This window comes from Paeniglutamicibacter sp. ORCA_105, from assembly GCF_045798545.1.
Taxonomy (GTDB): domain Bacteria; phylum Actinomycetota; class Actinomycetes; order Actinomycetales; family Micrococcaceae; genus Paeniglutamicibacter; species Paeniglutamicibacter sulfureus.
In genome coordinates this window covers 1-21192 of record NZ_JBIXLM010000013.1, presented here as the reverse complement: position 1 = coordinate 21192, position 21192 = coordinate 1, and the positions used below count along the sequence as shown (strand labels likewise).

The window sequence follows — 21192 nt, the reverse complement described above, 5'->3', positions numbered from 1 at the left end:
GGTCCGACTGGGTGGACCGGCGGGTTTAGGCGGTGCGGGTGAACAGCGCCATGAACATGGCATCGGTGCGGTGGATGTGCGGCCACAGCTGGATGGTGCTTCCTTCGCCCACGGGGCGGGCGGCCGATGCCAGTCCCGGCAGGGCTGCGGATTCCAGTGCCGCCCCGGTGTCCAGCAGCCTCGCATTCTTGTTCCGGGACAGCAGGTCATCGACCACTGCAACGGTTTCGGCCGGGTGCGGCGAGCAGGTCACGTAGGCGACCACGCCGCCCACGCGCACCGCGCTGAGCGCCGCGTCCAGGAGCTCGCCCTGCAGGATCGTCAGCTCGGCGACGTCGCGGGGGCTCTTGCGCCACCGGGACTCGGGGCGGCGGCGCAGCGCGCCCAGGCCCGAGCACGGTGCATCGACCATGACCCGGTCATAGCCCCCGGCGTATTCGCTTTCACCGTATTCGCGGCCGTCGCGAACCGAGATCATCCAGGTCTCGGGATCGATGGCCACCAAGGCGTTGTTCACCAGTTCGGCGCGGTGCTGGGCGGGTTCGTTGGCGGTAAGCTTCGCGCCCTGTTCGGCAGCCAAGGCTGCCAGCAATGCAGCCTTGCCGCCGGGGCCGGCGCAGAGGTCCAGCCAGTAGGTGTCATCGCCGTCCTCGGGCAGCGCCACCTGGGCCAGGGCCCGGGCGACCAGCTGGGAACCGGCGTCCTGGACGCGGGTGCTGCCCGCGCGCACGGAGGACAGCCGGGCGATGTCCCCGCCTTGGTAATAGGCCGAATCGGCCACGAGGGTTCCGGGTTCGGCGCCCGCGTCAAGCGCCTCGTCCAGCGAACCGACGCCGGGCAGTGCCACGAGGTTGACGACCGGGGCCAGGTTGTCGGCGACCAGCAGGTCGGTGATTTCGGCGGCGTCGCGGCCGTGGGCCACCAGCGCCTGGCGCAGGGCGCGAACGATCCATTCGGGGTGGGAATGCACCAGTGCGGCTGCCGCATTTTCATCGGCGATCCCGGCGACCAGTTCCTCGCTCCAGGTCTCCAGGTCCTTCAGCGAGACCTTGCGCAGCACCGCGTTGATCAGGCCGGACGCGCCGGCGCCGATCACCATGCGGGCCAGCGACACGGTTTCGTCGAGTGCCGCGTGGCTTGGCACTCGCATGGCCAGCAGCTGGTGGGCGCCCAGGCGCAACGCGTCAAGGACAGCCGGGTCCAATTGGTCCAGGGGGCGGTCGACGCAACGGGCCAGGATCGCGTCGTACAGGCCCTGCCCGCGCAAGGCGCCGTAGGTCAGTTCTGTGGCAAATCCGGCATCGCGGCGATCCAGGCGGTGTTCGCGGATCCGGGCCGGGAGCACCAGGTTGGCGTAGGCGTCGTTTTCGGCCACGGCCCGCAGCACCTCGAAGGCGGTCAGCCGGGCCTGGTCGGCCCTGCGGTTGCGGGCCGAGGGTGCGGAGGCACTGAATTGGCGTGGTCCCGCTCCCCCGCGGTTGCGGGTGCGGCCGGCGTCGCTGCGGCGTTCCTGGCCTCCGCCGCGGTTCGGTTCGCTGCGTCGCGGACGGTCGGAACGTCCCTGTCCGAATTCGCTCATGCGAATTTCACCTCATCCACGGTTCCGGACGCGAGAATGCCCCGCGCCCAATCTGCTGCATTCATCATCTTTTTGCCCGGTGGTTGCACCAGGCCGAGTTCAACGGCGTACGAGCCCGTCCCCACCAGGACTCGCGGTTTCTTGCCTGGTTCGATGCGAACCTCGCCGGGTGCAAGATCCGTGACATCTGCCTGCGGAACCAAGGTCCCGAGTTTGAAACGCTGGCCATCGAGTTCGGTCCAGGCCCCGGGATCCGGGCTGGTTCCGTTGATGCGGCGGCGAATCACCAGGGCCGGAAGCGACCAATCAACCTGACCGTCAACGAGCGTGAGCTTGTGCGCGTAGGAGGTGTCCCCCTGCTGCTCGACACCCACGAGTTTGCCGGCCTCAAGGCCGGAAAGGGTCTGCGAGAGCAACACCGCACCGGAGATTGCCAGGCGGCCCAGCAACTCGCCGGCCGTGTCGGCAACGTCGATGGTTTCGGTGAGCGTGCCGAAGACGGGGCCTGTGTCCAGTCCCTTTTCGAGCTGGAAGGTCACGGCACCGGTGATGTCGTCCCCGGCCATGATCGAGTGCTGCACGGGGGCCGCTCCCCGCCAGGCGGGGAGCAACGAAAAGTGGAGGTTGATCCAACCAAGGCGCGGGATCGTCAGCGCCTTTTCCGGAACGAGTCCCCCGTAGGCGACGATTGCGGCGATATCCAGGTCAAGGGCCGCCAGGCGTTCCTGGGTTGGCTCGTTGATCCGGTTGGCATGGATGATGTCGATGCCGAGCTCCGCGGCCCGTGCGGCTACAGGGGACGGGGTCATGACGCGTTTGCGCCCCACCGGGGCGTCTTCGCGGGTGAGCACGGCAACCACGTCGAACCCGTCTTTCACGAGCTGGTCGAGGGAGGCAACGGCGACCTGCGGGGTCCCGGCGAACAGGACCCTCATGCCAGGTTCCCGAAGCTCGAACCGGCGCCGAAGCTGGATCCCAGCGCCGAGCTGCGCTTGGTCACGGTGTTTGCGGCAACCGAGTTGTAGCTGGAGTCGCGCAGCTTGCGGAAGGCGTCCTTCTTCAGTTCGCCCTCAAGCCGGTCGATGTAGAGGATTCCGTCGAGGTGGTCGGTCTCGTGTTGCAGGCAGCGGGCGAGGAATCCCTCGCCTTCCACGACCACGGGGTTGCCGTCAACGTCAACCCCGGTGGCCCGGGTCCATTGGCGGCGGCGCACCGGGTAGCCGAGTCCGGGGATGGACAGGCAGCCTTCTGTCACGTCGTCCTGGAATTCCTCGCCGAGTTCCAGCACCGGGTTGATCAGGTGCCCGCGGTTCCCGCCGATTTGGTAGGTGAAGACCCGAAGCGAGACTCCCACCTGGGGTGCGGCGAGGCCTGCACCCTCAACGTTTTCCATGGTCTCGTCCATGTCCGCGACGAGCTTGCGCAGTTCGGGCCCGAATTCGGTGACCTCGTCTGCGCGGGTTCGGAGGATTGGGTCGCCAACGATGCGAATGCCTAAGACGGCCATGCGGTCCGGTCTCCCTTCGGCCGGCTGGGTTCCGGCAATGTGCTGTGGATGGAGGCGGACGGGCGCGGCCAAGCTAATGCTGCGCGCCTATCCCCTGCCCACCAGTCTACCGACCGCCTCATGCCGCCGGTGGCGGTGGTGGGCCCACCTCGCGCAGGGGCATCCCTGCATCACCGACCTTCTGGGTGGCTCCCCATACCTGGCGAAGCGACCAGAACTTCGACCAGTACGCGGGCAGGACCTCAGGATTGGCCATCACGGTCTGGACTTCGGTTTCGCCAATTGCCACGCCCAACAGCATCGGGTCTTGTGAGTATTTCCACGGTTCCCAGGTTCCGGCGGCTGGATCAATGACCATTTCCTCGGCTTTTGCGCCTGCAGCCAACTGCATGACCACCTTGGGGTCAAGTGGCTTGACCCGGCCGTCGCGATTGGTGCCACGGGTCTTGTAGTCGATCAGGCAGAGCCGGCCGCCAATGGTGGCAACCAGGTCAAGGGTGCCGGCGTACCCGATGCTCGAGTTCCAGACAGTCACCTCCGCGGCAAGTGGTTGCACCTGGTAGGTCTCCCACCACTCGTCGAAGCGCCCGGCAAAGGCTTCTTCGTTGTTGGCGATGAGCGCTTCACGGGCCTGGGCCGCCTGGTGCGGCTTTCCCATGGCGCGCAATGCTATTTGCTCGCAGTATTGGTGCACCCGGTCCCCGCGGGCCGCGGCCAAGTCACGATATTCCGCAGCCGCGTTGGATGCCTGGCGCGCTAGCGCCTTGAGCTTGGCGGAATTCCCTACGGACTCACCCAGCCTGGCATCCTGGACCACGGCCGTGGCCGCCATGTGACCTATCCAACCGTCCATGTCCATTTTTTCCTGCCCAATGACTGTGGTGATGGATGGAACCTCCGGAAGGGCGCCGATTTTTCTGGCATACATGCGCCCAAAAGAGGTCTGTTGGGCCAACGCTGGTGAAGTCATAGGAAGATTTTTCCACGTCCAGGGGACGTTTTGCTGTTTTCGGGCGTTTTCGGGCCAGTCAAAAACCGCGGGATCACAAGGATCTTTGCCGCATGTCGGCGCGGGAATGTGTCGATTTGGAACTTTGGTGAAACGTCGTATAGAGTTTTTACTCGTTGGAACGCAGCCAAACGGAACGAAACATTCCGGGCGGATTGCGATTCTTTCATGTGGACATAGCTCAGCTGGTAGAGCGCGACCTTGCCAAGGTCGAGGTCGCGAGTTCGAACCTCGTTGTCCACTCGCATTTGAATCACCGGGTCGGCTTGCCGACCTAACCACGAGGTATTTTACCAAGTGGTTATGGTGGGGTGGCCGAGAGGCGAGGCACCGGCCTGCAAAGCCGTTTACGCGGGTTCGAATCCCGTCCCCACCTCGTAGGAACATTGCAAGCAGTATGGGCGATTGGCGCAGCGGTAGCGCGCTTCCCTGACACGGAAGAGGTCACTGGTTCGAACCCAGTATCGCCCACGAAGAATCCACACCTGGTGTGTTGGTTTTTCACGTGGACATAGCTCAGCTGGTAGAGCGCGACCTTGCCAAGGTCGAGGTCGCGAGTTCGAACCTCGTTGTCCACTCTGAAGATCGGGCCTCAATTCCTTTTCGAAGAGAGGCCTTGTTCTTTGTTCTTTTACCCCCGGGTAAGAACACGCAGCACCCGCATGAAAAGTTGGATTGCCATTTTGCAGATCGTGAATCCAAGCTATAGTTCAGGTGCAGCACCCCCCTATGGGCGATTGGCGCAGCGGTAGCGCGCTTCCCTGACACGGAAGAGGTCACTGGTTCGAACCCAGTATCGCCCACGAAGAGTCTATACTTTAGGTATTGATTGTTCATGTGGACATAGCTCAGCTGGTAGAGCGCAACCTTGCCAAGGTTGAGGTCGCGAGTTCGAACCTCGTTGTCCACTCCAAATAGTAGATCGTGTGATTACTCCAAATCACACGATCTACTTGTTTAACGCCTCTTGTACCAGGCCCGGACCAAGGCCCGAATTACGGGCCGAACAATCCCCCGGCACCGTTGGCCCCCAACGCCCAACGGTGCCCCGTGTTTCGGTTCAGATCGCGGAAAGCGGGCCCACTCCTGCGATACCACTGATGGCAGCGCTGTCACAGCTGCCAGTATGTACATACAAGTCAGAGTCGCATCGGAGAAGAAATTGATCCAAATGCCCTTGATTCGATCGCGACTGAGCATAGGATGATTCCTAGACGGGGCTTTTCGGGCCCCCATTACTGAGAGGAGGTGCCTTTTGTCTATTTTTGACGAGCTGAAGGGCAAGGCTGAAGGACTGAAGGAGAAGGCGGCCGGGTTGATTCACGAAAACTCGGACAAGATCGGCGGTGCCATCGACAACGCCGGCAACTTCATCGACGAAAAGACCGGGGGAAAGTTCTCCGAGCACGTCGACAAGGTTCAGGATGGCGCAAAGGGCCTCCTCAACAAGGAAGACGGCGGCACGCCGACCGTCTAGGTTCCTGCCTGGTTCACTAGGACTCTTGCCCTAGGCACGACAAACGGGTGCCGGTACCGCCGTGAGGCGGAACCGGCACCTGTCGTTTGCACGGAAAGAAATGATTTGACCTCCACCGCCATCCCCAGCGCTCCACGGCGATCGACATTCGCACAGCCGATCATGGCCGGTCTTGTCACCGCGTTGGTCGGATACACCTCGTCCTTTGCCGTGGTGTTGACAGGACTCAGGGCCGTCGGGGCGACTGACGCCCAGGCCGCCTCCGGGCTTTTCGCCCTCACCATTGCACTGGCCATTTGCGCAGTTGGCCTGGCGTGGTTCACCAAGCGACCCATCACCACCGCATGGTCGACACCCGGTGCAGCGTTGCTGGCCGGAGCGGCAGCAGTGAACTTCGGCTGGAACGAAGCGGTCGGTGCCTTCATCATGACCGGAGTTCTGATTGCCGCAACCGGTGCCATCCCCTGGCTGGGCCGGACGCTTGCAGCAATCCCCGTCCCCCTGGCCCAAGCCATGCTGGCCGGAGTACTGCTCAAACTCTGCCTAGCGCCCTTCGTGGCGTTGTCCACTATCCCGTTGCATGTCGCCCCGGTTATCGTGGTCTGGTTGCTCTTCCTGCGCTTCAGTCCCCGCTGGGCGGTTCCGGCCGCGATGGCCGCGGCCTTGGGCATCGCAGGCTTTTCCATGGGACGGGCCGACGCCGCGGGAGTGATGGGACAGTTGCTGCCGAGTCTCGAATTCACGGCACCGGCATTCAGCCTCGCGGCCTTCACCGCAATCACCCTGCCGCTCTTCGTTGTCACCATGGCCTCGCAGAACGTTCCGGGCGTTGCGGTACTGGCCAGTTTCAATTACGAAACACCGTGGCGCGCCTCCATGTTGGCCACCGGGCTCGGCAGCTCGGCGGCGGCGTTCCTCGGCGGGCATGCCATCAACCTTGCGGCGATTTCCGCCGCCCTCGCCGCCGGGGACGAGGCCGGGGAAGACCGCTCCAGGCGGTGGATCGCGGCAGTTTCCTCCGGCGGCTTCTACATCCTGCTCGGATTGGCGTCTGCCGCAATCACGGCGCTGGCCACCGCGAGTCCCGAGGGCCTGCTGGAAGCCGCGGCGGGCCTGGCGTTGCTGGCAACCCTCGGCTCCTCCGCGTCCTCCGCGCTGTCCGATCCCTCCAGCCGGATGAGTTCCCTGGTCGCGTTCCTGATTGCCGGTTCGGGCCTGAGCTTCGCCGGAATCGGCGGGGCATTCTGGGCGCTGGTCGCCGGATTGACCCTTCGCCTGCTCATCGAGCGCAAACGCCACTGACCCAGCACAGCTCCAACCCGCGGGTCGGCGACCTGGGTTTGCGGACCCCTTGGCGCACGAAAAAGGCCGTGAGGCCCGTCCCCCGCTCCCACCTCGGAAACGAGGTGGTTGCGGATGGCGGCCGTCACGGCCTTCGTGCGTTGGGTTTACAGCGCCGGTTCCCCCGTCTGGCCTTCGCGGGCCAGTGCGGTGAGGCGCGAAACGGCACGGAAGTACTTCTTCTGGTATCCGCCGGCCATCATTTCCGGGGTGAACAACTCACTGAACGGCTTGCCCGAGGCGATGATCGGCACGTCCTTGTCGTACAGGCGATCGGCCAGCACCACGAAGCGCAGCGCCACCGCCTGCTCGGTGATGGTTTCGACGTTGTGCAGCACCAGCACGTCGGTCTCGGCCAGCAAGGCACGGTATCGGCTGGGGTGGACCTTGGACATGTGCCCGACCAGGTCCGCGAACTCGTCAACGGCAAAGGTCTTGTCCCCGTAGCGCTCGACGGCGAACTCCTGGATGCCCGCGTCCTCCAGCGGCACCGGGGCGTCGGGGAGCCCGCGGTGGCGGAAGTCAACGCCGTCCACGCGGTGGACGTCGAACTGTTCGGAGAGCACCTTGATCTCGCGCTGGAAGTCCACGGCGGCAAAGCGGCCCTCGCCCAGTGCGCCCGGAAGCGTGTTGGACGTCGCTGCGATTTTCACGCCGGCATCGGAAAGCTCGCGCATCAACCGGGACATCAGCACGGTGTCCCCCGGGTCATCGAGCTCGAATTCATCGATGCAGACCAGCGAGTAGGTGCTCAGCACCTCGACGGTCTGGCGGAAGGACAGGGCCCCGACGAGGTTGGTGTACTCCACGAAGGTGCCGAACGCTTTCCGGCCCGGGGCCAGGTGCCACAGCGAAGCCAACAGGTGGGTCTTGCCCACGCCGAAGCCGCCGTCCAGGTACATCCCCGACTTCTCGACCTTCTTCTTGCCAAAGAGCTTGCCCAGGAAGCCGCCCTTGGAATTGCCGATGGTCGAGGCGAAGTGCTTGAGCTTGGTGACCGCCTCGGCCTGGGTGGGCCAGGCCGGGTCCGGCCGGTAGGTGTCAAACGACACCTCGCCAAAGCGGTAGGACGGGTGGAAACCGGCGAGCAGGTCGTCGATGGAGACCGTGGGGGTCCGTTGGGAAAGATGCGTAATCGTGGCCATACGGCGGAACGGTCCTTAAATCTTCGAATGATGGTGTGCGTGCGCAGCGCGAAGACACGCCCCCGCCATTTTACGCCCACAGAATCGACAACCACTAAAACGGGGCTCGTTCGCGTGTGCCACCGCCTCGCTGCCGGTGGCACAAAGGCCGACGCTTGGAGCGAAATATGGCGTCGAATGACCCTGTTTCACCGCCGGCGACCCCCCGGATCGCTAGGCTTGGAGAAACACCATCCCACGATTTTTTGTTGCGAGGTCAATTCAGCATGAGCCTTCCCATCGACTCCAATCCGTCATTCGCCGACTACGCCCATCCCGAACGACTGGTGTCCACCGACTGGCTGGCCGCCAACCTTTCCACCGAAGGCCTGGTGGTTGTCGAATCCAACGAGGACATCCTGCTCTACGACACGGGCCACATCCCCAATGCCGTGAAGATCGACTGGCACTCCGAGCTCAACGACGAAGACACGCGCGATTACGTCGATGGTGAGCGCTTCGCCGCGCTGATGGCGTCCAAGGGCATCAGCCGCGACACCACCGTGGTCATCTACGGGGACAAGTCCAACTGGTGGGCCGCCTACGCCCTGTGGGTGTTCACCCTCTTCGGGCACGAAGATGTCCGCCTGCTCGACGGCGGGCGCGACAAGTGGATCGCCGAGGGCCGGGAGACCACTCGCGAGAAGCCGTCGGTCATCCCGGGCAGCTACCCGGTCATCGAGCGCGACGACACCGTCATCCGCGCGTTCCTGCCCGAGGTACTGGGGCACTTCGGCAAGCCCATGATCGATGTGCGCTCCACCGAGGAGTTCACCGGCGAGCGCACCCACATGCCTGCCTACCCCGAGGAGGGCACGCTGCGTGGCGGGCACATCCCCACGGCAGCTTCGGTGCCCTGGGCCCGCGCCGCCCAGGAGAACGGCACGTTCAAGTCCCGCGCCGAGCTCGAGGCGATCTACCTCGGCGAGGCCGGGCTGGCGTCCGGCGACGACATCATCACCTACTGCCGCATCGGCGAGCGCTCCAGCCACACCTGGTTTGCCCTGCAGTTCCTGCTCGGCTTCGAGAACGTCCGCAACTACGACGGTTCCTGGACCGAATGGGGCAACGCCGTGCGCGTGCCCATCGTGAAGGGCATCGAGCCCGGTGCCGTGCCTGTGGGATACGGGGGCGTAGCAGCATGAGCGAATTGCCACAGGCCCTGGCCGAGATCGTCGAGGATTTCCAGTCCGTCACCGAGCCCGAGCGCCTGGAGATGCTGCTGGACTTCTCCGAGGAACTCCCCGAGCTTCCCCAACGCCTGGCCGAACACCCCGACCTGCTGGAGCAGGTCGTTGAGTGCCAGACCCCGCTGTTCCTGAACATCGAGGTCGAGCCCGCCGGCGAGCACCGGGTATCACTGTTCTTCTCCGCTCCCCCGCAGGCACCGACCACCCGCGGGTTTGCCTCCGTCCTGCACCAGGGGCTCGACGGACTGCCGGCCGCCGAGGTTCTGGCCGTCCCCGACGACATGCCGCAGCAGCTGGGGTTGACCCGGGCCCTGACACCGTTGCGTTTGCGTGGCATGAGTGCCATGCTTGCCCGTATCAAGCGGCAGGTCAGCGAGCGGGTTGCCGCTGCCGGCTCGTAGGCCGAAACGATCGAAGAAGTTTGGGCGTCGGCACGTGCCGGCGCCCAAACGCGGTTAACGGAGGATTGGGGAAAGCCATGTCCAAGAAAAAGAACACACACTCGACCGGCACGCCCGCGACCACGCTGCTGGACCGCGAGTCGGTCCCCTACACGGTGCACTCATACGTCCACGACCCGTCCGTGGAGAACTACGGGATGGAAGCGGCGGAGGCCATCGGCGTCCCAGCGTCCCGGGTGTTCAAGACCTTGTTGGTGTCCACCGGGGAACCGGGGCCCGCGGCGTTGGTGGTCGGAATCGTCCCGGTCGACCGGTCGCTGGACCTCAAGGCCATGGCCGTGGCCCTGGGGCTGAAGAAGGTGGAAATGGCCGACCCGTCGGTGGCAGAGCGCCGCACCGGATACGTGGTGGGCGGCATCTCGCCGCTGGCCCAGCGCAACCGTTCGCGCACGCTGCTTGATGCCAGCGCGTTGGCCCATGAAACCGTCTATGTCTCCGGCGGGCACCGCGGGCTTGACCTCGAGCTGGCCCCGGCGGACCTGCAGCGCCTCACCGAGGCAGAGGTCGCCGCAATTTCCCACTAGTCTTCCGTGGCTGCCCAGCCGCCCGGGCGCGGGGCCTCCAGCACTGACCGGACGAAGGAGGCGACCTCCGCCTCCCAGCGCTGCGGATCGACGTTCCACTCGCGGGTGTGGCCCGCCCGGCTGAAGCGCCGCAGCCCCACCATGTCCGGGTTCAGCTCCGCCAGCTGCTCGGAAGGGCCGATGGGGACGAAGTCGTCGTCCTCGCTGTGCAGGATCAGGGTGGGCAGGCGCAGCTGGTCGTGCCGCTCGACCCAGTTCAGGATCTTCAGGTCCAGGGGCGCCGCAAGCCCGGTGATCCAGCGTCCCGCCTTGTTGACTAGCAGCCATTGGCCGAACCTGCCCACTGCCTCGGGGATGCGGTTGCGCTTTGCCTGGTGCGAGAGCACGTCGATCCAGTTGATCACCGGCCCGTCCAGCACCAGCGCGCCGATCCTGCGTGCGTGCCGCGACCTGTCCGCCACCTGCAAGGCAATGGCCCCTCCCATGGACCAGCCAAAGAGCAGGATTTCCTTCGCCCCCTGGGCAATCGCGTAGTCGATGGCCGCCTCGATGTCGGGCCATTCGGTGGCCCCCAGCCCGTAGCGACCGTCAACTGCTGCCGGGGCCACCCCGTCGTTGCGGTAGGAGACCAGCAGTGCGCTGAGCCCAAGCCGCTGCAGCGTCGGGATCGCGCGCAGCCCCTCCTTGCGGTTGGCGCCGCGGCCGTGGACGCAGATCGCCCAGGTGTCCGCCTCGGAGCTGCCTTCGACGAACCATGCCGGGGCCATACCGCCCAGGATGGGGATCTCGACCTCGTCGTATTCAACGTCCAGGTCCTCGGGGGAATCGTAGACGATTCCGGAGAACCGTCCGCGGGCCGCGGTGGACAGGTCTCCGAAGTAGATTTTTTCCACCGCCCGGGTCACGGTGCCGTCACCCAGGCGGTAGCCCTTGGGCTCGCCCAGGCGTGCATGACCGGTGTCTGCGGAGAAGAACAGCGAGTATCGTCCCGGGGCCGTGGAATCCTTGTTCGCCGAGAGGATCACGTCGCTGCCCTCCGCGGTGGGCACCAATGCCAGGATCTCCAGGCTTTGGTCCGGCTCCGCGTCGGGCGTCACCACGCGGCGGGCAAAGTAGGCGGCCAGCGCCGAAACGCTGCCGGCAAACACCGATCCCGCCGCCGCGCCGATGCCCACGCCCAGCAGCGCCCAGCTCAGGCCCTTGCCTGCGGATCGGGCGCGCGGGGGCATCGGGGAATGTTGTTCCTTCATGCCTACCATCATTGCAAATAAAAGCCGCCACCCAGTGGTTTTGGCACGAAGGGAATTGGCTGGTCGGCATCGTGCCGGGAATGGGCAGGACCATGCCGGTGTTGTGCGTTGTGTGAGTGAAATCCAGCCCCCAGAAGAATCCAGCACCCCCGACACCCCAGTCGTCACCAAGACCGACGAGCAGTGGCGCACCGAATTGACCCCGGAGGAATACCAGGTCCTGCGCAAGGCCGGGACCGAGCGTCCCTATACCGGCGAGTACTGGGACACCACCACCGAGGGCGTCTACGAATGCCGCGCCTGCGGCCATGAGCTCTTCACCTCCAACGCCAAGTTCGATGCCGGCTGCGGGTGGCCATCGTTCTTCGCCCCACTGGCCGAGGACCGGGTGCGCTACATCCGCGACTCCACGATGGGCATGGTCCGCATCGAGGTGCGTTGTGCTGCCTGCGATTCGCACCTGGGCCACGTCTTTGAGGGGGAGGGCTTCAACACCCCCACCGACCAGCGCTATTGCATGAATTCGGTCTCGCTGCGGCTCAAGACGAGCTAGCCGGCGACACGTGCGGATCCCCGGGTCCGGGGGCACTGTTGTGCCCCCGGGGCCGAGCATTCCCTGCACACATGCCTTGGTGAGCACGGCATGGCACATGCAACAGCATTGCTGATGCTCACACCGTTTTTCAATCAGTAACCACGACCCCTCAGTACGCTGGAACCAAGCTAAGGTCCGCAGCATCCGCGCGGCGCATCCAGCCTTACCGAAAGGGGTCTCCCACCATGTCACAGGCAACTCTTCCCAAGCCGCTGTCCAACTCAGAGCTCGTCAATTCCGCGCCGTGGTTGGCGCTGAAGGCCGCGGCCACCGAGTTCCAGGGCCTCCAGGGGCAGGACGGCTCGGTGCCGGAGGCTGCCGACAAGCCGCGCGCCGCGGCCCTGGCGGTGGCCATCGCCGAATCGCTGCACGCATTGGCCCCGCAATTCCCGCACGACGCTGCCTACCTCGAGGGACTCGTCTCCGACCTGGCCACCTGGAGTGCCTCGGGCTTCGGCATTCCCGACTTCCTTGACTCGCTGCGCGCCTTCGCCCCGCAGCTGGCGCGCGAGGATGGCCTGCGCCACCTGGTGCTTTTCCCGATGTACACGCAAAACGGATCCACCGACAGGTTGCTCGAGGCGGTCCTCGTCGAGGTCATCTGGCCCGAGTTCATCGCCGGGCTTGAGGCCGGGGACTATTCCAACAAGCTCTTTGTCCCGCTGCGCTTCCTGGATTTCACCCCGGGCTACGACACCAACTCCGCGGTGCTCTTCCCCGAGTCCGTCTCCATCCGCGAGACCCCGTCCTTCACCTGGGGCGCGATCTTCCAGGACCGCGAGGCGGCCCGCTTCCGCCGCGTGCTGAAATCCGCCGCACAGATCACCAGCCTGGAGCTGCCCGCGGATGCCGCCGAAATGCTCGAGGACCAGGCCCTCACCGAGGAAACCTTCGTGATGTGGGACCTGATCCACGACCGCACCCACATGCGCGGGGACCTGCCCTTCGACCCGTTCATGATCAAGCAGCGCATGCCCTACTTCCTCTACTCGCTCGAGGAGCTGCGCTGCGACCTCACCGCCTTCCGTGAATGCGTGAAGATCCAGCACGACACCTCGGCCGACCCCACCACGCGACACCGTGCCCAGCTGGTGCAGTACGCGGTGATTTTCGACCGGATCTTCCGCTTCGCCATGACCGGCACCCGCACCCGCAACTACGACGCCGTGGGCGGCCAGCTGCTCTTCGCCTGGATGCACCAGCACCACGTGCTGCACTGGACCGACACCAAGCTGTCCATCGACTGGAACCAGGTCCCCGCGGTGGTCTCGGCCCTGGGAGACGCCATCGACGAGTTGTACTGGCGCTCGATCGACCGCCCGAAGATCGCCCACTGGCTGGCCGCCTACGAGCTGGTCTCAGCGACCCTGGTCCCGCACCCGGGCTCGGTGTGGGCCAAGGGGGCCGACGCGCTGCCGCTCTCTTCCCCGCTGCGCGAGATGACCAACCAGGTCCTCGACGACGAGTTCCCGCACTCGATGTTCTACGAGGCGCTGGCCAAGAAATTGCGCCCGGTCATCGACTCCACCATCGGCATCACCGGCACCTCGTCCATCTGATCCCGCCGCCGAAACCACCAGCAAAGGCTAGACTCGCTTCCATGGCTGACCTCACTGATTTGAAGGTACTCATTGCCGGGGCCACCTCAGCCTCGGGCGTCGCGGCTGCCCATGCACTGTGCGCCGCCGGCGCCACGGTGCTGGCGGCAGGTTCCAACGCCGAAAGGCTTGCCGAACGGCTGCCCTTCGTGCACGGGCGCTACGAAGTCGATCTGGCCAACCACGCTGCGGTGACCGAGTTGCGCCAGCTCATCGACGTGGAGCGCGGTCCCGTCGACGGGTTGCTGCACCTGGTTGGCGGCTGGCGCGGCGGCAAGGGCCTGGCCGGGCAAAGCGACGACGACTACGAATTCCTGCACACGCAGGTCGTGACCACGCTGCGCAACACCACCAGGGTCTTCCGCGACGACCTGGTTGCCTCGCGCCGCGGCCGCGTGGCCATCGTCTCGGCCACCGCCGTCGATGCGCCGGCCGGCTCCAATGCCAACTACACCACGGCCAAGGCCGGGGCCGAGGCCTGGATGCGCGCGGTGGCCGCCGAGCTGCGCACGGCGCAGGCGGGGAACAAGGACAACCCGGTTCCCCAGCGCGCCGCAGCCGCCATCTGGGTCATCAAGGCGTTCACCGACGCCCAGGCCCGCGCGGCGCACCCGGAGCGCAACACCGCCGGACACACCGACGTCGCGGCCCTGGGCGCGGCTGCAGTTGAGCTTTTCTCCGGCGAGGCAGCCACGCTCAACGGTGCGCGCATCCACCTGCCCACCCGCTAACTTCCCCCCACGATCCCACCCTGTTAGGACGCAATGCCAGTGACTACTTCGATTCATGATTCTTCTGTGCGCGGCTTCGCCTCGGACAACTACTCCGGTGTCCACCCCGAGGTCCTTTCGGCCCTGACCCAGGCCAACGGCGGGCACCAGGTCTCCTACGGCGATGACCAGTACACCGAGGAACTCGGTTCCGTCGTCGCCGGGCACTTCGGCGAGGGCGCCACGATCTTCCCGGTGTTCAACGGCACCGGCGCCAACGTCATCGCGCTGCAGTCCCTGCTGCCGCGCTGGGGAGCGGTCATCTGTGCCGCCACCGCCCACATCAACGTCGACGAGAACGGCGCCCCGGAGCGCATGGGCGGCATGAAGCTGCTCTCCGTGCCGTCCACCGACGGCAAGCTCACCCCCGAATTGATCGACATGGAGGCCTGGGGCTGGGGGGACGAGCATAGAGCCCAACCGCTGGCAGTCTCGCTGACACAGTCCACCGAGACGGGCACCCTGTACACCCTGGAGGAGTTGCGGGCCATCACCGACCACGCCCACTCGCTGGGCATGCGCGTGCACATGGACGGGGCACGCATTTCCAACGCCGCAGCCGCCCTGGGCGTGGGGCTGGGCGAGATGGCCACGGGCACCGGAATCGACATCCTGACCCTGGGCGGCACCAAGAACGGCATCATGTTCGGCGAGGGCATCGTGACGCTCTCCGATGGCCCTGCCGAGTCGATGAAGTACCTGCGCAAGATGAACATGCAGCTGGCCTCGAAGATGCGCTTCATCTCCGCCCAGCTGCTGGCCCTCTACGGCTCCGACCTGTGGCTGACCTCGGCCACGCACGCCAATGCGATGGCCGCCAGGCTTTCGGCGGCGGTCGAGGCAACCGAGGGCGTGGAGCTGGTCTACCCGACGCAATCCAACGGCGTTTTTGCCGAGCTGCCCAATGCCGTTGCCGACAGGTTGCGCGAGCGCTTCCGCTTCTACGACTGGAACCGCGCCGCGGGCCAGGTGCGCTGGATGTGCTCCTTCGACACCACCGAGGCGGACGTCGATTCCTTCGTCGCGGCACTCTCCGAGGAACTTGCCGCCAACTAGGGGGGCGTGGTCCCCAACCGGGCGCCGGAGGGCGGGGCGCAACGGGGTCCCGCTCCCCGGCGTGCCGCAGGCGGCATGGCGACGGCCACACTTTAGAGTGGCCATGTGAGTTCAAACGGACCAGTCCAAGCAGTGCCGCCGGCCTTCCTCGAAGCCCTGGCCGCAGTTCGCCGTGCCAGCTGCCGGCGCGAGATCCACCTCCAGGAAATTCCCGCACCGGCACGCCTGGCGCCCTACGCCCTGGCCTTGTCCGCCGATGTCCTCGAACGCGTCCCGCGCAGGACGGACCAGTCGGCACCGGTGCACGCCGAGGAACTGGCCACCGGGCGCTTCGTGCTCTTGCACGATCCGGCCGGTTCCGCCCTCTGGGACGGCACCTTCCGCATCGTGACCTACATCAGGGCCCGCATGGATTCGGAAATGGGCAACGACGCCATGCTGGGCTCGGTGGCCTGGACCTGGCTGCTGGATGCACTGAACGAATCCGGCGCCGACTACCGACAAGCCGGCGGCACCGCGACCCGCGTGCTGTCGGAGAGCTACGGCACCCTGGAGGACCGCAGCGAGACCATCGACATCGAACTGCGCGCCTCCTGGACCCCCGGCGACCACCACATCTCCACCCACCTTGAGGCCTGGGCCGACATGGTCTGCACCTTTGCCGGCCTGCCCCCGCTGCCCAGCGGAGTCACGGCACTTCCGCACCGCAGGCTCTCCTAGATCCATCCGCCCGCGGCCCGTCAAACCCGGTCCCGGCGCAATCGGTACTAGAATCGATAGACCATGACCAGCACCCCCCATGCCTCGAACCCCAGCCACAGCACCGTGAAGGACGATCCGTCCGCCCCGGCGCACGCCCCGGAAACCGACGAAGCGCCGCAGGAGGTTCTCCCCGAACCCGTCTTGCTGGACACCCCGCGCGACGGGGTTCCCGAGGTCGTCACCACGGACCCCGGCCTGCGCCGTGCCGCGCGCGCCATTGCCGCAGGCACCGGCCCGGTCTCCGTTGACGCCGAGCGGGCCTCCGGCTTCCGCTACGGCCAGCGGGCCTTCCTGGTCCAGCTGCGCCGCGAGGGTTCGGGCAGCTGGCTGATCGACCCGGTGTCCTTCGAAAACCTGGACCCGATCCAGGAGGCCATCGGCGACGAGACCTGGATCCTGCATGCAGCCTCGCAGGACCTGCCCTGCCTGCGCGAGCTGGGCATGGACCCGGCTCGGCTCTTTGACACCGAACTTGCAGCCCGCATCGCGGGGTTGCCGCGCGTGGGATTGGGCCCCGCGGTGGAATCCCTGCTGGGGCTGCGGCTGGCCAAGGAACACTCGGCCGCCGATTGGTCGACCCGCCCGCTGCCTGAACCGTGGCTGCGCTATGCCGCCCTTGACGTCGAGGTCCTTGACCGGTTGCGCGAGGAATTGATCAAGATCCTTCAGGCCGACGGCAAGCTGGGGTTCGCCGAGGAGGAGTTCGAGGCGGTGCGCAAGGCCCCCCCGGCACCACCCCGCGTGGACCCGTGGCGCCGCACCTCCGGCCTGCACCAGATCCGCGACCGCCGGACCCTGGCCGCGGTGCGCGCCCTGTGGGAGACCCGCGAGTCCCTGGCCCAGACCCGCGACGTGGCCCCGGGCCGGCTGATCCCGGATTCCGCGCTGGTCGCCGCCGCCAAGGCCATGCCCAAGAGCGTTCCCGCGCTGCTGAAGACCCCCGGCTTCCACGGCCGCTCGGCCGCCAAGGACGCCCCCAAGTGGCTGCGCGCCCTGCAGGACGCGGCCGCGACCAGCGACCTACCACCCAACCAGGTGCCGTCGAACTCGCCCCCGCCGCCCAAGGTCTGGGCCGACAAGGACCCGGTGGCTGCCGCGCGGCTGCAGACGGCCCGCGCGCGGGTGGCCCGCACCGCCGAGGCCATGAACATTCCCACCGAGAACCTGCTCACCCCCGACACGCTGCGCCGGCTGTGCTGGAGCCCGCCGGCGGAGATCGATCCGGACACCGTGTCGGCGACGCTGCGGGGCCTGGGCGCCCGCGAGTGGCAGATCGAGCTGGTGGGCCCGGTGCTCACCGTGGCGCTGCTGGACCCGGACGAGTTGGCCAAGCGCTGATGAAGGGCCGGGCAGGTTTTTTCCGGGATCGGGAATTACCTGCCCGGCTTTTTCTTGCCCTCGTGCACCCGGCTTGCACTCTAAGTTACTCACCAGTAGCGTATGGGGTGGATCACATCCCCATCATCCATCTCAAGGAGTACCGGTGAGCCCCCAGCCAGTGAACACGCGCAACGCGCGTCAGGTCCGCGACGTGGTCTTTGTCGACGGCGTCCGCACCCCCTTCGGCAAGGCCGGAGGCAAGGGAATCTACCACGGCACCCGCGCCGACGACCTCGTCGTCAAGTGCATCCGCGAGCTGGTGCGCCGCAACCCCTCACTGCCACCCGAGCGCATCGACGAGGTGGCAATCGCCGCCACCACGCAGAGAGGTGACCAGGGCCTGACCATCGGGCGCACCGCCGCGCTGCTGGCCGGTCTGCCCCGCTCGGTGCCCGGTTTCGCCATCGACCGCATGTGCGCCGGGGCCATGGCCGCGGTGACATCCACCGCCGGTTCCATCGCCTTCGGGGCCTACGACGTCGTCATCGCCGGCGGCGTCGAACACATGGGCAACCACCCCATGGGCGCCGGGGCCGACCCGAACCCCCGCTTCCTGGCCGAACGCATCGTTGACCCGGCGGCCCTGAACATGGGCAACACCGCCGAGAACCTGCACGACCGCTTCCCCGCCATCACCAAGGATCGCGCCGATGCCTACGCGGTGGCCTCCCAGCAAAAACTCGCCACGGCCTACGCGGCCGGGGACATCCAGCCGGATCTGGTCCCGGTCGCGGCGCGCCGCCCCGGTGAGGGCTTCAAGCTGCACACGTCCGACGAGCCGCCCCGCCCGGGCACCACGCTCGAGTCGCTGGCGGAGCTGCGCACCCCCTTCCGCGCCCACGGCCGGGTCACCGCCGGCAACGCCGCAGGCCTGAACGACGGGGCCACCGCCGCGGTGCTGGCCAGCGCCGAGGCCGCGGCGGAACTGGGCCTGGACGTCAAGATGCGCCTGGTCTCCTACGCCTTTGCCGGTGTCGAACCCTCGGTCATGGGCATCGGCCCGGTCCCGGCCACCGAGAAGGCCCTGGCCCAGGCAGGCCTTTCCATCGACGACATCGGGCTGTTCGAGATCAACGAGGCCTTCGCGGTCCAGGTTCTTTCGTTCCTTGACCACTACGGCATCGAGGACACCGACCCCCGGGTGAACCGCTACGGCGGCGCCATCGCCGTGGGCCACCCGCTGGCCTCCTCGGGCGTGCGCTTGATGACCCAGCTGGCCCGCCAATTCAGGCAGGATCCCACGGTGCGCTACGGCCTGACCACCATGTGCATCGGGTTGGGCATGGGCGGCACAGTGATCTGGGAAAACCCGCACCACGCAGACTACGGAAAGGACGCCTAAGGCCATGAGCCAGAGCACCATTGAAAATTTCGCTTCCCTTGCCTCGCTGGTCCCCCACGAGATCATCACCCACTCGCTCGTGGAGGACGTCCAGCTGCCCGGCGGCCACAGGATGGCGCTGGTGACCCTTGACAACGGTTTCGACCACACCAAGCCCACCACCCTCGGACCCAACACCCTGCTGGAACTGCACGCCACGCTCACCGAGCAAAAGCGCCGCGCCGCCGCCGGGGAGATCCAGGCCCTGGCCGTCACCGGAAAGCCGCACTTCCTGGTCGCCGGCGCCGACCTCTCCGGGGTCAAGAACCTCACCGAGCCGGTGCACGGGCGCGCCATGGCGGAACTGGGCCACGCAGCCTACGACCTGCTCGCGGACCTGGGGGTACCGACGTTCGCGTTCATCAACGGCGTGGCACTGGGCGGCGGACTGGAAATCGCGCTGGCCTGCACCTACCGCACCGTCTCCAGCGGAGCCAACGGCATCGGGCTGCCCGAGGCCTTCATCGGGCTGGTCCCGGGCTGGGGCGGGGTCTACCGGCTCCCGCGGCTCACCGGGCCCGAGGCCGCCATGACGGTCATGATCGAAAACCCGCTGAACAACAACCGTTCGCTGGACGGGATCGCGGCCGCGAAGCTCGGCATTGCCGACGCCTTGTTCGAGCCTGCCGATTTCCTGGAGCAATCCCTGCTCTGGGCCGAGGGCGTGCTCGGCGGCGGGACCACGGTGCAGCGCCCGAACGCGGTGGAACCGAACGGCAACCCGGCCATTGCCGCACGCTGGGCCGCCGCCGCGGCCAAGGCCCGGGCTTTCGTGGAGGCCAAGACCTCCAACGCGGCCCCGGCGCCGGCCAAGGTGCTCGAGGTCTTCGAGGCCGGCGCCTCCATCACCCAGAAGGAATCCGCAGCACTGGAAATCGCGGCACTGACCGAACTGATGCAGACCAACGCCTTCCACAACACCGTGTACGCATTCCTTGACCTGGTCCAGAAGCGTTCCAAGCGCCCCGCCGGCGCCCCGGACGCCAAGCTGGCGCGGCCCGTCACCAAGGTCGGGGTGGTCGGCGCCGGGCTCATGGCCGGGCAGCTGGCCCTCCTCTTCGCCAAGAACCTCAAGGTGCCGGTGGTCATCACCGACATCGACCAAGCACGAGTGGACAAGGGCCTGGCCCACATCTACGGCGAGGTCGACAAACAGCTGGCCAAGGACAGGATCTCAGGCGATGCCGCCAACCGCACCAAGGCCCTGGTCACCGGCGCGGTGTCCAAGGAGGCCTTCGCGGATGCCGATTTCGTGATCGAGGCGGTCTTTGAGGAACTGGCCGTCAAGAAACAGGTATTTGCCGAGGTCGAGGCCGTGGTCTCGCCCGAATGCATCCTGGCCACCAACACCTCCTCGCTCTCGGTGACCGAGATGGGCCGGGACCTGGCCCACCCCGAGCGCCTGGTCGGCTTCCACTTCTTCAACCCCGTCGCGCTGATGCCGCTGCTGGAGATCGTGCGGGCCGAGCAGACGGGCGAGGCTGCCCTGGCCACCGCCTTCGCCACTGGCAAGGCACTGCGCAAGACCAGCGTGCTGGTCAAGGACGAGGCCGCCTTCGTGGTGAACCGCATCCTGTTGCGCCTGATGGGCGAGATCGCCCAGGCCTTTGACGACGGGACCGATGCGGCCACCGCCGATGGCGCACTGCATCCGATGGGCCTGCCGATGACCCCGTTCACGCTGCTGGCCATGGTCGGGATCCCGGTGGCGCACCACGTCTCCGAATCACTGCACGCGGCCTTCGGCGAGCGCTTCCACGTCTCCAAAAACCAGCAGGTGCTCATCTCCCACGGCATCACCTCGCTCTGGACACCCACGGCGGACGGCGGAGCGGAAATCCCGGAGTCCACGCTTCGGTTGCTGGAGTTCGGCAACAGCCCGAGCACTGAAGCGGAACTGCTGGTGCGCACGCAGGACGCACTGGCCCGGGAAATCGGGCTGATGCTCGACGAGGGCGTGGTCGCGGGACCCGAGGACATCGACCTGTGCATGGTCATGGGAGCCGGCTGGCCCATGCACCTGGGAGGCATCACCCCGTACCTCGACCAGGTGGGCGCCTCCGAGCGGGTCAACGGCCGGAAGTTCCACCAGGACTGAGGTTTGGCTCAGAAGTCAGCGTGACGCGGG

19 protein-coding genes and 6 tRNA genes are annotated in these 21192 nt (G+C 66.5%); 19 read left to right on the top strand and 6 right to left on the bottom strand.

Features of this window, described 5'->3' with window-relative positions:
* Positions 1–25: 25 nt before the first annotated feature.
* The 4 genes from ACIPUB_RS08420 to ACIPUB_RS08405 all read right to left on the bottom strand — a co-directional run bounded on the left by ACIPUB_RS08420 (position 26) and on the right by ACIPUB_RS08405 (position 4056).
* The gene (locus tag ACIPUB_RS08420) at positions 26–1579 is read right to left on the bottom strand and encodes a transcription antitermination factor NusB (RefSeq protein WP_310287952.1); all 1554 of its coding nucleotides are present in this window, start codon (positions 1577–1579) and stop codon (positions 26–28) included.
* Positions 1576–2514, bottom strand: a complete 939-nt coding sequence (gene fmt / locus ACIPUB_RS08415) for a methionyl-tRNA formyltransferase (RefSeq protein WP_407606966.1) — start codon at positions 2512–2514, stop codon at positions 1576–1578. Before fmt ends, ACIPUB_RS08420 begins: the two co-directional genes overlap by 4 nt.
* The gene (gene def, locus ACIPUB_RS08410; RefSeq protein WP_310287956.1) at positions 2511–3086 is read right to left on the bottom strand and encodes a peptide deformylase; all 576 of its coding nucleotides are present in this window, start codon (positions 3084–3086) and stop codon (positions 2511–2513) included. Before def ends, fmt begins: the two co-directional genes overlap by 4 nt.
* A 118-nt stretch (positions 3087–3204) precedes the next feature.
* Positions 3205–4056, bottom strand: coding sequence for a cytochrome (locus ACIPUB_RS08405; RefSeq protein ID WP_310287957.1), 852 nt, complete (start codon positions 4054–4056; stop codon positions 3205–3207).
* A 209-nt stretch (positions 4057–4265) separates the two neighbouring features.
* Between ACIPUB_RS08405 and ACIPUB_RS08400 the strand changes: the two genes are divergently transcribed.
* The 8 genes from ACIPUB_RS08400 (at position 4266) to ACIPUB_RS08365 (ending at position 6874) form a co-directional block, all read left to right on the top strand.
* Positions 4266–4338 (top strand) — tRNA-Gly (locus ACIPUB_RS08400).
* A 62-nt stretch (positions 4339–4400) separates the two neighbouring features.
* A tRNA-Cys gene (locus tag ACIPUB_RS08395) sits at positions 4401–4471 on the top strand.
* A gap of 23 nt (positions 4472–4494) precedes the next feature.
* Positions 4495–4566 (top strand) — tRNA-Val (locus tag ACIPUB_RS08390).
* A 34-nt stretch (positions 4567–4600) separates the two neighbouring features.
* Positions 4601–4673, top strand: a tRNA-Gly gene (locus ACIPUB_RS08385).
* 153 nt (positions 4674–4826) lie between these two features.
* Positions 4827–4898 (top strand) — tRNA-Val (locus ACIPUB_RS08380).
* A 34-nt stretch (positions 4899–4932) separates the two neighbouring features.
* A tRNA-Gly gene (locus ACIPUB_RS08375) sits at positions 4933–5008 on the top strand.
* Positions 5009–5350: 342 nt separating this feature from the next.
* Positions 5351–5572 (top strand): antitoxin, encoded by a 222-nt coding sequence (locus ACIPUB_RS08370; protein ID WP_310287960.1) that lies wholly within the window; start codon positions 5351–5353, stop codon positions 5570–5572.
* Positions 5573–5677: 105 nt separating this feature from the next.
* The gene (locus tag ACIPUB_RS08365; protein ID WP_310287963.1) at positions 5678–6874 is read left to right on the top strand and encodes a benzoate/H(+) symporter BenE family transporter; all 1197 of its coding nucleotides are present in this window, start codon (positions 5678–5680) and stop codon (positions 6872–6874) included.
* A 146-nt stretch (positions 6875–7020) separates the two neighbouring features.
* Here ACIPUB_RS08365 and zapE read toward each other — a convergent pair whose 3' ends face one another.
* Positions 7021–8058 carry a cell division protein ZapE gene (gene zapE / locus ACIPUB_RS08360; protein WP_310287966.1) on the bottom strand — a complete coding sequence of 346 codons (1038 nt, stop codon included), beginning with the start codon at positions 8056–8058 and terminating at the stop codon, positions 7021–7023.
* Between the two features lie 266 nt (positions 8059–8324).
* Here zapE and ACIPUB_RS08355 point away from each other — a divergent pair, with 266 nt between their 5' ends.
* The 3 genes from ACIPUB_RS08355 to ybaK all read left to right on the top strand — a co-directional run bounded on the left by ACIPUB_RS08355 (position 8325) and on the right by ybaK (position 10272).
* A complete protein-coding gene (locus ACIPUB_RS08355) occupies positions 8325–9242 on the top strand; it encodes a sulfurtransferase (RefSeq protein WP_407606965.1) in 918 nt (305 codons plus the stop codon).
* The gene (locus tag ACIPUB_RS08350; RefSeq protein WP_310287969.1) at positions 9239–9688 is read left to right on the top strand and encodes a SufE family protein; all 450 of its coding nucleotides are present in this window, start codon (positions 9239–9241) and stop codon (positions 9686–9688) included. The genes ACIPUB_RS08355 and ACIPUB_RS08350 overlap by 4 nt, the downstream gene beginning before the upstream one ends.
* Positions 9689–9765: 77 nt before the next feature.
* A complete protein-coding gene (ybaK, locus tag ACIPUB_RS08345; RefSeq protein WP_407606964.1) occupies positions 9766–10272 on the top strand; it encodes a Cys-tRNA(Pro) deacylase in 507 nt (168 codons plus the stop codon).
* Here the strand turns inward: ybaK and ACIPUB_RS08340 are convergent.
* Positions 10269–11522, bottom strand: coding sequence for an alpha/beta fold hydrolase (locus ACIPUB_RS08340; protein ID WP_310287975.1), 1254 nt, complete (start codon positions 11520–11522; stop codon positions 10269–10271). The genes ybaK and ACIPUB_RS08340 overlap by 4 nt on opposite strands.
* 121 nt (positions 11523–11643) lie before the next feature.
* On the opposite strand from ACIPUB_RS08340, the gene msrB reads away from it, so the two are divergent.
* The 8 genes from msrB (at position 11644) to ACIPUB_RS08300 (ending at position 21162) form a co-directional block, all read left to right on the top strand.
* A complete protein-coding gene (gene msrB / locus ACIPUB_RS08335) occupies positions 11644–12075 on the top strand; it encodes a peptide-methionine (R)-S-oxide reductase MsrB (RefSeq protein WP_377700384.1) in 432 nt (143 codons plus the stop codon).
* 227 nt (positions 12076–12302) lie between these two features.
* Entirely contained in the window at positions 12303–13676 is a 1374-nt protein-coding gene (locus tag ACIPUB_RS08330) for a DUF6421 family protein (RefSeq protein WP_407606963.1), read from the top strand.
* Positions 13677–13717: 41 nt separating this feature from the next.
* Positions 13718–14446 (top strand): SDR family NAD(P)-dependent oxidoreductase, encoded by a 729-nt coding sequence (locus tag ACIPUB_RS08325; RefSeq protein WP_264270678.1) that lies wholly within the window; start codon positions 13718–13720, stop codon positions 14444–14446.
* Positions 14447–14479: 33 nt separating this feature from the next.
* A complete protein-coding gene (locus ACIPUB_RS08320) occupies positions 14480–15541 on the top strand; it encodes a threonine aldolase family protein (protein ID WP_407606962.1) in 1062 nt (353 codons plus the stop codon).
* 105 nt (positions 15542–15646) lie between these two features.
* Positions 15647–16261 (top strand): DUF3000 domain-containing protein, encoded by a 615-nt coding sequence (locus ACIPUB_RS08315; protein ID WP_407606961.1) that lies wholly within the window; start codon positions 15647–15649, stop codon positions 16259–16261.
* Positions 16262–16324: 63 nt separating this feature from the next.
* A complete protein-coding gene (locus ACIPUB_RS08310) occupies positions 16325–17641 on the top strand; it encodes an HRDC domain-containing protein (protein ID WP_407606960.1) in 1317 nt (438 codons plus the stop codon).
* Between the two features lie 145 nt (positions 17642–17786).
* Entirely contained in the window at positions 17787–19025 is a 1239-nt protein-coding gene (locus ACIPUB_RS08305) for a thiolase family protein (RefSeq protein ID WP_407606959.1), read from the top strand.
* A 4-nt stretch (positions 19026–19029) separates the two neighbouring features.
* Entirely contained in the window at positions 19030–21162 is a 2133-nt protein-coding gene (locus ACIPUB_RS08300) for a 3-hydroxyacyl-CoA dehydrogenase NAD-binding domain-containing protein (RefSeq protein ID WP_407606958.1), read from the top strand.
* Positions 21163–21192 lie beyond the last annotated feature (30 nt).